This window comes from Micromonospora sp. NPDC005413 (assembly GCF_040606435.1).
Taxonomy (GTDB): Bacteria; Actinomycetota; Actinomycetes; order Mycobacteriales; family Micromonosporaceae; genus Micromonospora.
In genome coordinates this window covers 36,194-49,438 of the sequence record NZ_JBEXEV010000014.1, presented here as the reverse complement: position 1 = coordinate 49,438, position 13,245 = coordinate 36,194, and the positions used below count along the sequence as shown (strand labels likewise).

Here is a 13,245-nt window from a genome sequence, read left to right as displayed (position 1 = left end):
TGGTTGCAGGTGGAGGGAAGTGGAGTAGAGTGGGGACCAATGGTGAGGCCGGGAGGGCTCACCGGCCCGGGGGGTCAGCGGCGCCGCGAACGCCGCTCAGGGGCAAGGGGGTAGGGCCGTGTTTCTCGGCACCCACACTCCGCGCCTGGACGAAAAGGGCCGGTTGATCCTTCCGGCCAAGTTTCGGGATGAGCTGGCGGGGGGTGTCGTGGTCACCAAAGGGCAGGAGCGCTGTCTCTACGTTTTCCCGACCCCTGAGTTCCAGCGAATCGCGGAGCAGTTGCGCGCGCAGCCAATGACGCACAAGGCGGCCCGGGCCTACAGCCGGGTCTTCTTCGCCAGCGCGCACGACGAGGTTCCGGACAAGCAGGGTCGGGTGACCATTCCGGCCCACTTGCGGGCGTACGCCGCGTTGGACCGCGAGTTGGTGGTCATCGGCGCGAGCACGCGGGTGGAGATCTGGGACAAGGTCGCCTGGGAGACCTACCTCGCCGAGAGCGAAGACGACTTCGCCGACATCGAGGAGGGGGTGCTGCCCGGCGGTCTGTAGGGCGGAACTGCGCCCGACGTACTGCGAGATCTCCAGCCGCTTTCGAGTTCCTGGCATCCCTTCCCCGGTGCCAGGCGCACGATCCAGTCATCGGGCGAGAGTCCGGTGTCCGGCGGGAGCGGATGGGGATCTGGCAGTACGACGGCAGCGCCGTCCGACGGCAGGCGCACGAACGAGAACGGACGTTTCAACCAGTGGGGGTCAACATGGGGGAGTTGCGCGGCACGCACGTGCCGGTGCTGCTCGAGCGGTGTCTCGAGCTGCTGGCCCCCGCGCTGGGTCGAGGCGGCCGTACCGTCCACGTCGACGCCACGCTCGGCCTGGCCGGGCACGCGGAGGCGGTGCTCGAGGCGCACCCGGAGACGGTCCTGATCGGGCTCGACCGGGACACCGAGGCGCTCGCCCACGCGCGAGTCCGACTGGCCCGGTTCGCCGATCGGGTGCACCTGGAGCACGCCGTCTACGACGAGTTGCCCGATGTGCTCGACCGGCTGGGCTATCCGGGCATCGACGGGATCCTGTTCGACCTGGGTGTCTCGTCGCTGCAGTTGGACGCGCCCGACCGCGGGTTCGCGTACGCCCAGGACGCGCCACTGGACATGCGGATGGACCAGACCCGGGGGGTGACCGCCGAAGAGGTGGTCAACACCTACGCACATCCGGACCTGGCCCGGGTGCTGCGGGTCTACGGCGAGGAGAAGTTCGCCGGCCGGATCGCCTCGGCGATCATCCGCGAACGGGAACGCGCCCGGATCACCTCGTCCGCGCTGTTGGCGGAGTTGGTTCGGGACTCGATCCCGGCACCAGCCCGACGAACGGGTGGGCACCCGGCAAAGAGAACGTTTCAGGCTTTACGGATCGAGGTAAACAGAGAGCTGGCAGCGCTGGAGACAGCGTTGCCGTCCGCACTCGACGCACTGACCGTGGGCGGTCGCATGGTGGTCCTGTCCTACCACTCCCTGGAGGACCGGCTCACCAAGGCGGCGCTCGCGGACCGGGTCCGCAACAAGGGCCCGATCGACCTCCCGGTCGAGCTTCCCGGGTCGGGTCCGACGTTCCGGCTGCTCAGCCGGGGCGCCGAACTGGCCGGGGAGGCGGAGGTCACCGCGAACCCGCGTGCCGCCTCGGTGCGGCTGCGGGCAGCGGAACGGCTCGACCCGAACGCGACTGAGCAAGGGCGGACCGACCGCGAACGGTCTCGCCGAAGGGTGAAGGGAATGCACCAGCCGGGCACGGGGTCCGCCTGATCCGTGGGGGGTCAGGGGGCATCGGGACGGTAGAGGGACGGATGTTGAGGGGGAGGGGACATGAACATTGACAAGCGCGACCGCCGGGACGTCACCGGCGGCGGGCAGCGCACACCGCGGTCGGGGGGCCGGACCGCGGCGGAGCGGGCTCCGCGCGTGGGGAACCGTACGCCACGCATCGATCCAGTGAACCGGCAGGGGGAGACTCGCGCCCGGGGGGCGCGCGAGTTCCCGACTCAGGGCACCGCCGCGCTGCGGCCGGCAGAGAAGGCCGCCAGCGTCGTCAGCGCCCGCCCGCCCCGGCTGCGGGTGGCACCGCCGCCGCCGGTGTCGGTGCCGCGCGCGCCGTTCGCGGCGCTGATCGTGGTGCTGGTGGTCGGTGGGGTGCTGGGCATCCTGGCGGTCAACACCAAGATCAATGAGAACGCGTTCCGGCTGGAGCGGCTGCAGCAGCAGCAGGCTCGACTGGACCTGGAGAAGCAGCAGTTGGACAAGCAGATCGCCGATGCCGAGGCGCCGGGCAACCTGACCGCCGAGGCGCGGCGGCTGGGCCTGGTCGACGCCGGCGAGCCGGGATACATCCGGCTGCCGGACGGCAAGACCATCGGCGTGCCACAGCCGGCGACCGGCCAGCCGTCGGTGACCAGCCAGGGTGCAGGAGGCTGACCCGTGCCACCAAGGTCGGACGAGCCGCGCCGGGACCCCAAGGGGACCCGGCGCGGTTCTTCGCGTGACACCGGCCCCACCGACGGGGAGCCGCGCACCGGCGAGCCGGGTATCGGGGGCATTTCCGGCGCTCGGGCGTACACCCCGAGGGGCCGGACCGTCCGCGAGGAGCGCGGCACGCCGGCGCGGAGCGGGGGTGCCGAGCAGCGGCGTACGCCGCGCAGCACCCGTTCCGGCGACCCGTTCCGGCCGGCGTTGCAGGTGCTCGACGGGGGTCGGGCCGCTGCCCGCGCCGGTCGGCGCGACGCCCCGGCCGCCGGACGCGGCGGCGTGGTGCGCACCGTCGCACCGCGCAAACCCCGTGGCCCGGGCGTCGACGAGCCGCCGCCGCGCCGCCGGACCACACCGCGCGCGCCGCGCCGTACCGACCGCCCGGCGGCCCGTCGGCCGTCCCGCAAGCCACCGCGCCCACCGAAGCTGGCCGACTCGCGGCTGCGGCTGCGGCTGGGCACCGCGCTCGCTCTGACGCTGTTCGCCACCATCGGGATCCGGCTGATCTTCCTTCAGGCGGTCGACGCTCCGGCGTACGCCGGGGGCGGCGTCGCCGACCGCACCCGCACGGTCGAGCTGCCCGCGCCGCGGGGTGCGATCTACGACAGCACCGGCGCCCCGCTGGCCCGTAGCGTCGAGGCGCGGTACGTGTTCGCCGACCCGACCAAGGTGAAGGACCCGCCCGCCACCGCGAAGGCCCTCTCCCCGCTGCTCGGCATCCCGGCGTCGAAGCTCGTCGAGCAGATGAAGCCTCGCAAGCTGGAGAACGGCATCACGTCCACGTTCGCCTACCTGGCCCGGGGCGTGGAAATTCCGACAGCCAAGCGGGTGCAGGCGCTGGAGCTGCCGGGGATCGGGGTGCACCGCGACGAGCGCCGCGACGTGCCCGGTGGTGACCTGGCGGCAAATCTGATCGGCTTCACCAGCCAGGACATGGCCGGGCTGGAAGGGCTGGAGGCCCGCTACGACGACCTGCTCGCCGGGCAGGACGGCAAGCGGGTGTACGAGGCCGGCCTCGGTGACCTCGCCGCACCGATCCCGGGCGGTTTCAGCCGGACGACTGCCGCCAAGCCGGGCAGTTCGCTGGCCCTCACCATCAACCGTGACCTGCAGTTCCGGACGCAGCAGATCCTCAGCACGGCGATGGCGCAGCAGCGCGGCGGCACCGGCGCGGCCGTGATCATCGAGATTCCCTCCGGTGCGGTGCTGGCGCAGGCCAGCAATCCCACCTACGACGCGGCGAAGCCGCTGCCCAGTGACCCGGTCGCCCGCGAGGACGCGGCGACCAGCTTCGTCGTCGACCCCGGCTCGATCCACAAGGCGATCACCTATGGCGCGGCGTTGCAGGAGGGCGTGATCACGCCGGACACCACGCTGCCCATCGCCAACAGCATCAAGATGGGCGACACCTGGTTCTCCGACACCCATCCCGCCGATGGCAAGCGGATGAGCGTGCCGGGAATGCTCGCCTACTCGTCGAACGTCGGCACCATCACCATCGCCGACAAGCTCGGCCGGGACCGGTTGATCGACTACCAGAAGCGGTTCGGGCTGGGTAAGCCCACCGGCGAGGGGATGCCGGGGGAGGCCAGCGGGCGGCTGTTGCCGGCCGACGAGTGGAGCGGATCGTCGTACGGGTCGGTGCCGATCGGGCACAGCGTCGACGCCACGCCGCTGCAGATGGCCGCCGCGTACGCCGCCATCGCCAACAACGGCACCTACGTGCAGCCGCACCTGGTCAAGGAGGTGATCGGCCCGGACGGGAAGCGCACGCCCGCACCGGCCCCGGTGACCCGTTCGGTGCTCAGCCCGCAGAACGCGGCAGCGCTGCGCACCATGCTGGAGGCGGTCACCACCGTCGACCATGCCACCGGCCTGGCCGCCGCCGTCCCCGGCTACCGGGTCGCCGGCAAGACCGGCACCGGGTGGCGACTGGTGGACGGCAAGAAGCAGCCCGGCGAGGTGTCCTCCTTCATCGGCATGGCGCCCGCCGAGAACCCCCGGTACGTGATCGCGGTCTTCGTGTACGCGCCCGATGGCGGGGGCGCGGCGATCACCGGGCCGGCGTTCCGCGACATGATGCAATTCACTCTGCGTCACTACCGCGTACCGCCGTCCGCGGGCGGTTCCGCACCCAAGTTCGTGGTCTATCCGCGCTGAGCAGCGACGGCGGGACATCATCGGTGAGTGCCGACGAACCACCGGGGCGGCTGTGCGGCCAGAACCGGACGACCGGGTAGGGTCTGACGCCGTGCCCGGCAATCCACGTCCACGTACCGTGACCGGAGTCCGGCTCGGTGATCTCGCCGTCCGCCTCGCCGTCGACCTCCCGGCGGACGCCGCCGGGGTGATCGTCACCGGGGCTACCCACGCCAGCCAGGAGGTCCACCCCGGCGACCTGTACGCGGCGCTGCCCGGTGCCCGTCGGCACGGCGCGGAGTTCGCCGCCGGCGCCGCCGAGGCGGGTGCCGTGGCCCTGCTGACCGACCCGGCGGGTGCGGAGCTGGCGGCGGGGATCGGCCTGCCCGTCCTGGTGGTGCCCGACCCGCGTGCCGTGCTCGGCGAGCTGGCCTCGGCCGTGTACGGCGACCCGACCGCCGGTCTCACCATGATCGGGGTGACCGGCACCGCCGGAAAGACCTCCACCGCGTATCTGGTCGAGTCGGGGCTGCGGGCCGCCGGCCACACCACCGGGTTGATCGGCACCGTGGAGACCAGGCTCGGTGATCTGGTGATCGACAGTGTGCGTACCACCCCCGAGGCGACCGACCTGCACGCCATGCTGGCCACGGCCCGTGAGCGTGGGGTCACCGCGGTGGTCATGGAGGTCTCCAGCCATGCGCTGGCCATGGGCCGGGTGGGCGGTGTCCGGTTCGCCGTCGGGGGTTACACCAACTTCGGCTCCGATCACCTGGACTTCCACGCCGACAGCGACGACTACTTCGCCGCGAAGGCCCAGCTCTTCGACGGGCGCTGCGCGATCGAGGTGCTCAACCACGACGACCCGGCGTTGCGGCCGCTGCTCAAGCCGGCGACGGTCACCTACTCGGCGGTCGGTGACCAGGACGCGACCTGGTGGGCCGACGGCGTGAGCGGCGAGGGGTACGCCCAGCGCTTCACCGCGCACGGCCCGGACGGCGTGGTCCTGTCCACCGGTGTGGCGCTGCCCGGCCGGCACAACGTGGCCAACGCGCTGTTGGCCATCGCCGCGCTGGTCGGCGCCGGGGTGGACCCGGCGACCGCGGCGACCGGTGTGGCCGCCTGCGGTGGCGTGCCGGGCCGGCTGGAGCTGGTCGACGTCGCCGCTCCGGTGCGCGGGGTGGTCGACTACGCGCACAAGTCGGACGCGATCGTGGCCGCGCTGGCCGCGCTGCGCGAGCTGAGCGTCGGCCGGTTGATCTGTGTGATCGGCGCCGGCGGAGACCGGGACCGGGGTAAGCGGCCGGTGATGGGCGCCGCCGCGGCGGAGGGAGCCGACGTGGTGCTGGTGACCGACGACAACCCGCGTACCGAGGAGCCGTCGGAGATTCGCGCCGAGGTGCTCGCCGGGGCGTACCGGGCCGGCACGGCCGCCCGGATCATCGAGGTGGCCGGCCGTCGTGCCGCGATCGACGAGGCGGTTCGGCTGGCCGAGCCGGGCGACGTGATCGCGCTGCTCGGCAAGGGGCACGAGCGGGGCCAGGAGGTGGCGGGCGAGGTGTTTCCGTTCGACGACAGCATCGAGTTGGCCGACGCGCTGCGGGCCCGCTTCGGCGATCTGGCGGGTCAGCGGTGATCGCCCTGAGCCTGGCCGAGGTGGCCGCGGCGGTCGACGGGCGGCTGGTGGCCGCCGACCCGGACGCCACCGTCACCGGTTCGGTGGAGTTCGACTCGCGCAAGGTGGGGCCCGGTTCGCTCTTCGTGGCGTTCCCGGGGGAGAAGGTCGACGGGCACGACTACGCGGCGACGGCGATCCAGGCCGGCGCGGTGGCGGTGCTCGGCAGCCGCGAGGTGCCCGGGGTGCCGATGGTGCTGGTCGACGACGCCCTGACCGCGATGGGTCGGTTGGCCCGCGCGGCGGTGGACCGGCTGCCCGGGTTGACCGTGATCGGCGTGACCGGCTCCTCCGGCAAGACCACCACGAAGGACCTCATCGGTCAGCTCACCGCCCGACTGGGGGCCACGGTGGCGCCGCCCGGCTCGTTCAACAACGAGCTGGGGCACCCGTACACCGCCCTGCAGGCCGGGCCGGGCACCCGTTACCTGGTGATGGAGAAGGGCGCCCGGGGGGTGGGGCACGTGCGGTACCTCTGCGAGCTGGTGCCGCCCCGGATCTCCGTGGTGCTCAACGTCGGCACGTCGCACATCGGCGAGTTCGGTTCGCAGGAGGCGATCGCCGTGGCCAAGGGGGAGCTGGTCGAGGCCCTGCCACCGGACGGGTTGGCCGTGCTGAACGCCGACGACCCACGGGTGGACGCGATGGCGAGTCGCACCGAGGCCCGGGTGGTCCGCTACGGCGAGGCGCCGGACGCCGACGTGCGGGCCGAGGACGTCACGCTGGACGAGCGGGGGCACGCGTCGTACACCCTGGTCACCCCGGAGGGGCGCGCGCCGGTGCGGCTCGGTCTGACCGGCCGTCACCAGGTCTGGAACACGCTCGCCGCGGCGGCGGTCGCCCGGGAGCTGGGCATGCCGCTGGCCGAGCTGGCCACGGCGCTCGGCGAGCTGGGGCTGGTCTCGACCCGCCGGATGGATGTCTTCGACCGGCCCGACGGCGTGACCGTCATCGACGACTCGTACAACGCCAACCCGGCCTCGATGGCGGTCGCGGTGCGGGCGCTGGCCAGCCTCGGCGAGGGTCGGCGTACCGTCGCGGTGCTCGGTTACATGGCCGAGCTGGGCCCGTTCGAGTCCGACGGCCACGCCGAGGTCGGCCAACTCGTGGCCGAGCTGGGTGTCGACCGGCTGCTCGTGGTGGGCGAGCCGGCCGCGCCGATTCACGAAGGCGCGACAGCGGTAGCGAACTGGGGAGGAGAGTCGGTGCTGCTCACCGATCAGGCGGCGGCCATCGAGGTGCTGCGGGGCGAACTACGACCAGGTGACGTCGTCCTGGTCAAGGGCTCCCGGTACCGGACGTGGGAGGTGGCCGACGCCCTGCGCGCCGACGCCGCTGGGGAGTCAACCCGATGAGGGCTGTCATCGTCGCCGTCGGGGTGGCCTTCATCGTCTCGCTCTTCGGCACCCCCATCGCGATCAAGGTGTTCACCCGGCTCAAGGCCGGCCAGCCGATCCGGTCCGACGGCCCCGCCATGCACCAGACCAAGAAGGGCACGCCCACGATGGGTGGCGTGGTCTTCATCCTGGCCACGGTGATCGCGTACGTGGCCGGCCACCTGGCCCTGACCACCCTGCCGGACGCGCAGATCGCCCAGGTCGAGCCGACGATCACCGCATTGGTGCTGCTCGGGCTGATGGTCTTCTCCGGCGCGGTCGGCTTCCTCGACGACTTCCTCAAGGTGCGCAAGCGCAACAGCGCCGGTCTGAACAAGCGCGGCAAGCTGTTCGGCCAGATCCTGGTCGGCGCGGTCTTCGGTGTGGTCGCGCTGTACTTCCCGAGCACGATGACCGACGCGACGGGCCTGGCGACCAACACCGAGACGGTGGGCAGCACCACGCTGAGCTTCATCCGGGACATCAACGTCCTGGAGGTCAGCAAGGTCGGCGCCGTGATCATCTTCATCTTTGTGGTGATGGGCGCGACGAACGGCGTCAACCTCACCGACGGCCTGGACGGTCTGGCCACCGGCGCCTCGGTGATGGTGCTCGCCGCGTACGCGCTGATCGCGTTCTGGCAGTACCGGCACTGGTGCGCCGACCCGAGCTACACGCAGGACTACTGCTACGCCGTGCGCGACCCGTTGGAGATCGCGCTGATAGCCGGAGCGGCGGCCGGGGCCTGTGTGGGCTTCCTGTGGTGGAACACGTCCCCGGCGCGGATCTTCATGGGCGACACCGGGGCGCTGGGGCTGGGCGGCCTGATCGCCGGCATGGCGATGTCCACCCGCACCATCCTGCTGCTGCCGATCATCGGCGGGCTCTTCGTGATCATCACGATGTCCGTGGTGATCCAGATCATCTCCTTCAAGACCACCGGTAAACGTGTGTTCCGGATGTCGCCCCTGCAGCACCACTTCGAGTTGGCCGGCTGGAGCGAGGTCAACATCGTGGTGCGCTTCTGGATCATCGCCGGCATCGGCGTAGCCATCGCCCTGGGCCTCTTCTACAGCGAGTTCCTCGCCAACATGACCTAACCCGTTACCCCCCCCGCGCCCTCCACCCCCTGAGCGCGTCGATCTAGGGCAAGTTGCAGTGGTTGAAGATCAGCTAGCAGCAATTCCCCCTAGATCGGCGCGGGCCAGGACGGGCGGGCGTGGGGCGACGGCGACACGCCGAGAGGGGCGTTGCGGTGGGCGCATCCGGGCAGAGCGGTGATGATGGGCAGATGGGGGAGGAACAGCGCACCAACGCGGCCGGCGCGACACGATCGGTGCGTGATCCGGTGGCGGAGGCCAAGGCCAGCCCGCGGCCCGGCGGGTCCGCCCAGCCGGGATCCGAACCACCACCGCAGGAGCCCACGACCGGTGGCTTGATCGCCGTGCGCGGGATGGACGCGGCCGGCGGGCTCGCCGCGCTGCGCGGCCTGCTGGACCGGCCGCTGGCCTCGTACTACCTGCTGATGTCCAGCGCCGGCCTGCTGCTGCTGATCGGGCTGACCATGGTCTTCTCGGCGACCAGCGTGAAGGACTACGCCGAGGACGGCAACGCCTCGGCCTCGGTGACCAAGCAGGCCATCTTCGCGGTGATCGGCATCGGGGCGTTCTGGGTCTGCCAGCGCCTGCCCGCCAGCACCTACCGATCGCTGGGCCGGCCGCTGCTGTTCACCTCGATCGCGCTGCTGCTGCTGCTCAACCTGCTGCTGGCCTACGCTCGGCTGAGCGGCCAGAAGTCGGCGCAGGTCGGCCCGATCGAGGCGCGGCTGCTCTGGCTGTTCATCGGCGGGATCCAGGTGCAGCCCTCCGAGTTGGCCAAGTTCGCGCTGGTGTTGTGGGGCGCGCACCTGATCGCCCGCAAGGGCGCCGCGCTGGGTTGGTGGCGGGAGTTGGCCACCCCGCTCTTCCCCGTGATGGGCCTGCTCTTCGTCCTGGTCGGTTACAACGACGTGGGCACGATGCTCTGCCTGCTGGCCCTGGTGGTGGGCCTGCTCTGGGCCGCCGGCGTACGGATGCGGGTCTTCGGCGCGCTGACGGTGGTCGGTCTGCTCGGTGTCGGCCTGCTCATCGCGGTGGCGTCGCTGGGTGCCGGCTCCGGCGAGCGCGGCCAGGAGAACTACCGCTTTGCCCGGCTGGCCAATTTTCTCAGCCCGCCGGACCCGGAGACGTGCAAGCTCGACGGTTGCCTCCAGTTCTACCAGGGTCGACTGGCCATCGAGCACGGCGGCTGGTTCGGTGTCGGGCTGGGCAAGGGCAGCCTGAAGTGGGACTGGCTGCCCGAGGCGCACAACGACTTCATCTTCGCGATCATCGCCGAGGAGTTGGGCGTGATCGGGTGTGTCGTGGTGCTCAGCCTCTTCGCGGTCCTCGCGTACACCGGGTTGCGGATCGCCCGGCGGGTCGACGACCCGTTCCGCCGGCTCGCCGCCGCCGCCGTTACCACCTGGCTGGTCAGCCAGGCCGTGATCAACATCGGCGGGGTGGTCGGGCTGCTGCCGATCACCGGCCTGCCGCTGCCGTTCATCTCCGACGGCGGAAGTGCCCTGGTCGTGACGTTGGCCGGGATCGGGATGCTCGCGTCCTTCGCCCGCGCCGAACCCGATGCGGCCAGAGCACTGCATGCCCGTCCGCCGGCCCGGTGGGTCCGACTACTCTGGGCCCCGTTGCCGCCGCTTCCCGGCCGGCGCCGCCGAGCGGCGACGCCGCCCGCTGGCCGAGGGTCCGTGCCCCGGTCCCGCGAGCGGCGCCACGACGATCAGGCCGTGCCGCGCGGGGTCCGACAGGACCGGAGCCGCAAGGGTACGGCGAGCGAGAGGAGACGCTGATGGGTCCGCTGCGTTCGGTGGTGCTCGCGGGAGGTGGCACCGGGGGACACATCTACCCGCTGCTCGCCTTCGCCGACTGCCTGCGCCGACACGACCCGGGCGTCCGGATCACCTGCCTCGGCACACCCAAGGGCATGGAGAACGAGCTGATCCCGCCGCAGGGCTACGAGCTGCGGCAGATCCCGGCGTACCAGCTGCCCCGGTCGGTCAACATGAACCTGGTCCGTACGCCGGGCCGGATGTGGACCGCGGCCCGCGCCGCGGGCAAGGTGATCGACGAGGTACGCGCCGACGTGGTCGTCGGCTTCGGCGGGTACGTCTCGGTGCCGGCCTATCTGGCCGCCTGGCGCCGGGAGCTGCCCATGGTGATCCACGAGGTGAACGTGCCGCCGGGCGTGGCCAACCGACTGGGCATGAAGTTCACCAAGAACATCGCCGTGGGCTTCCCGCACCAGCCCAGCCAGGCTGAGGCGCTGCGCGACGCCACCGTGGTCGGGGTGCCGCTGCGCCGCTCCATCGCCGCGCTGGACCGCTACGCGCTGCGCAACGCCGCGCGCGCCCACTTCGGGCTCCGTCCGGACCTGCCGGTGCTCTTCGTCGCCGGCGGCTCGTCGGGCGCCCGCTCGATCAACCTGGCGGTCTCCGGGGCGGCCAAGGAGCTGGCCCGCAACGGCGTGCAGGTGCTGCACGTGATGGGCGCCCGCAACGAGCCGGTGCCGATCCCCACCGACCTGCCGGTGCCGTACGTGACGCTGCCGTACCTGTCCGAGATGGAGCTGGGCTACGCCGCCGCCGACCTGATGCTGGCCCGGGGCGGGGCGATGACCGTGGCCGAGGTGGCCGCGATCGGGCTGCCCACGATCTTCGTGCCGTACCCGCACAGCAACCAGGAGCAGAAGCGCAACGCGCTGCCCGTGGTGGAGGCCGGCGGCGGGTTGCTGGTCGACGACGCGGAGCTCACCCCGGACTGGTTGGAGCGCACCGTCATTCCGCTGATCCGCGACCCGCAGAGGCTGTACGCGATGGGCGCCGCCGCGTCGGCGTACGGGCGGCGCGACGGTGACGAGGCGCTGCGCTCCTTCGTGATCGAGGCGGTGGCCCGATGACCGCGCAGTTCACCCCGGCCGGCACGCTCACCGCCGAGGACCTGGGTGCCGTTCACCTGATCGGAGTGGGTGGGGTGGGCATGCTCGGCGTGGCCCGGCTGCTGCTCACCCGGGGCATCCGGGTTTCCGGCAGCGATCTGCGTGAGTGGCCCTCGCTGGCGGGGCTGCGGGCGCTCGGCGGCACCATCTACCTCAGCCACGAGGCGACCAACCTCGACGGTGTGGACACCGTCGTCTACTCCTCGGCCATTCCGCAGGACCACCTGGAGTTGGTCGAGGCGCGTCGGCGCGGCCTGCGGGTGCTGCACCGGTCGGAGGCGCTCGCCGCGGCGATGACCGGCCGCCGGGCGGTGGCGGTCGCCGGCACGCATGGCAAGACCACCACCACCTCGATGGTGACCATGGTGCTCCAGCAGGCCGGTGTGGATCCGTCCTTCGTGATCGGCGGGGAGATCTCCGAGGTCGGCTCGGGCGCCCACCACGGCACCGGCGAGCACTTCGTGGTCGAGGCGGACGAGAGCGACCGCTCGTTCCTCATCTACCGCCCGTACGTCTCGATCATCACCAACGTCGAGGCGGACCACCTGAACACCTACGGCGACTACGCGACGCTGGAAGCGGCGTTCGTGGAGTTCGCCCGCCTCACCGACCCGGACGGGTTCATCATCACCTGCGCCGACGACCCGGGCGGTCGGCGGCTGGCCGAGACCCTGCGCGCCGAGGGACGGCGGGTGTTCACGTACGGCGAGGCGGCCGACGCCGACCTGCGGCTGACCGAGGTCGTCTCCTCCGCGCGTGGTGTGCGCTACCTGGCCGCGATCGACGGCCGGTCGCTGGGCGAGTTCCGGCTGCCCGTGCCGGGGCGGCACATGGGGCTGAACAGCGCCTCCGCGGTGCTGACCGCGTACCTGCTGCAACTGCCGTTGGAGGCGGCGGAGGCCGCCCTGGCGGTCTTCCCCGGTGTGCGACGGCGCTTCGAGCGCAAGGGTGCCGCGGACGGTGTGTTGGTCTACGACGAGTACGCCTACCACCCGACCTCGATGACGTTGGCGATGCAGACGCTGCGCGAGGTGGCCGGGGAGGGGCGGCTGATCGTCGTCTTCCAGCCCTACCGGCTGTACCGCACCCGCGACTCGCAGGCGGAGATCGCCGAGGCGCTGGCCATCGCCGACGAGGTGGTGCTGCTGGAGGTCTTCGGGCCGGGTGAGCTGCGCCAGCCCGGCGAGGGCTCGGCGGCGCTGATCGAGGCGGTGGCGCTGCCCGCGGACCGCAAGGTCTTCGTCGACTCGTGGGAGGCGGCGCCGGTCGAGGTGGCCCGTCGGGCCCGCCCGGGGGACGTGGTGGTGACCATGGGCGCCCCGCCGATCTCGCTGATGGGTGACGAACTGCTGGCCGCCCTGGGTGAGCGTACCGCCGGCTCCGCACCGACCGGGACCGTCGACCCGGTGGCCACCGCCCCGGTGGCCACCGCCCCGGTGATCGGTGATCCGGTGCCCGGTGGAGCCACGGCCGGCGGCGACGGAGCTGCCCTCGGTGGCACCGCCGCACCCG

Annotated in this window: 9 protein-coding genes and 1 pseudogene; all 10 read left to right on the top strand. The window is 72.0% G+C overall.

What is annotated here, in order from left to right; genetic code table 11:
• The first annotated feature begins 118 nt into the window (after positions 1–118).
• Positions 119–550 (top strand): division/cell wall cluster transcriptional repressor MraZ, encoded by a 432-nt coding sequence (gene mraZ / locus ABZS37_RS17330; protein WP_030488958.1) that lies wholly within the window; start codon positions 119–121, stop codon positions 548–550.
• A 206-nt stretch (positions 551–756) separates the two neighbouring features.
• A complete protein-coding gene (rsmH, locus tag ABZS37_RS17325) occupies positions 757–1,797 on the top strand; it encodes a 16S rRNA (cytosine(1402)-N(4))-methyltransferase RsmH (protein WP_355170131.1) in 1,041 nt (346 codons plus the stop codon).
• A gap of 60 nt (positions 1,798–1,857) precedes the next feature.
• Entirely contained in the window at positions 1,858–2,463 is a 606-nt protein-coding gene (locus ABZS37_RS17320; RefSeq protein WP_355170026.1) for a hypothetical protein, read from the top strand.
• A 3-nt stretch (positions 2,464–2,466) separates the two neighbouring features.
• Positions 2,467–4,674: a penicillin-binding protein 2 gene (locus ABZS37_RS17315; RefSeq protein WP_355170024.1), complete on the top strand. Its 2,208-nt coding sequence runs from the start codon at positions 2,467–2,469 to the stop codon at positions 4,672–4,674.
• Positions 4,675–4,726: 52 nt separating this feature from the next.
• The gene (locus ABZS37_RS17310; protein WP_355170022.1) at positions 4,727–6,289 is read left to right on the top strand and encodes a UDP-N-acetylmuramoyl-L-alanyl-D-glutamate--2,6-diaminopimelate ligase; all 1,563 of its coding nucleotides are present in this window, start codon (positions 4,727–4,729) and stop codon (positions 6,287–6,289) included.
• On the top strand, positions 6,286–7,683 hold the full coding sequence (gene murF / locus ABZS37_RS17305) for a UDP-N-acetylmuramoyl-tripeptide--D-alanyl-D-alanine ligase (protein ID WP_355170020.1): 1,398 nt from the start codon (positions 6,286–6,288) through the stop codon (positions 7,681–7,683). Before ABZS37_RS17310 ends, murF begins: the two co-directional genes overlap by 4 nt.
• Complete coding sequence (gene mraY / locus ABZS37_RS17300) at positions 7,680–8,804, top strand: phospho-N-acetylmuramoyl-pentapeptide-transferase (RefSeq protein WP_354994851.1); 1,125 nt, start codon at positions 7,680–7,682, stop codon at positions 8,802–8,804. Before murF ends, mraY begins: the two co-directional genes overlap by 4 nt.
• A 353-nt stretch (positions 8,805–9,157) precedes the next feature.
• Positions 9,158–10,588 (top strand): putative peptidoglycan glycosyltransferase FtsW, encoded by a 1,431-nt coding sequence (locus tag ABZS37_RS17295; protein WP_355170129.1) that lies wholly within the window; start codon positions 9,158–9,160, stop codon positions 10,586–10,588.
• Complete coding sequence (murG, locus tag ABZS37_RS17290) at positions 10,588–11,694, top strand: undecaprenyldiphospho-muramoylpentapeptide beta-N-acetylglucosaminyltransferase (protein WP_354994850.1); 1,107 nt, start codon at positions 10,588–10,590, stop codon at positions 11,692–11,694. Before ABZS37_RS17295 ends, murG begins: the two co-directional genes overlap by 1 nt.
• Positions 11,691–13,130: pseudogene (gene murC / locus ABZS37_RS17285) on the top strand (UDP-N-acetylmuramate--L-alanine ligase); the annotation flags it as partial. The gene murG and the pseudogene murC, both read left to right, overlap by 4 nt.
• Positions 13,131–13,245: the final 115 nt, after the last annotated feature.

Excerpts from the sequence above, each read along its gene's own strand:
- ABZS37_RS17295 (WP_355170129.1), top strand. The coding sequence starts at position 9,158 with ATGGACGCGGCCGGCGGGCTCGCCGCGCTGCGCGGCCTGCTGGACCGG.
- murG (WP_354994850.1), top strand. The coding sequence starts at position 10,588 with ATGGGTCCGCTGCGTTCGGTGGTGCTCGCGGGAGGTGGCACCGGGGGA.
- mraY (WP_354994851.1), top strand. The coding sequence starts at position 7,680 with ATGAGGGCTGTCATCGTCGCCGTCGGGGTGGCCTTCATCGTCTCGCTC.
- rsmH (WP_355170131.1), top strand. The coding sequence starts at position 757 with ATGGGGGAGTTGCGCGGCACGCACGTGCCGGTGCTGCTCGAGCGGTGT.
- ABZS37_RS17320 (WP_355170026.1), top strand. The coding sequence starts at position 1,858 with ATGAACATTGACAAGCGCGACCGCCGGGACGTCACCGGCGGCGGGCAG.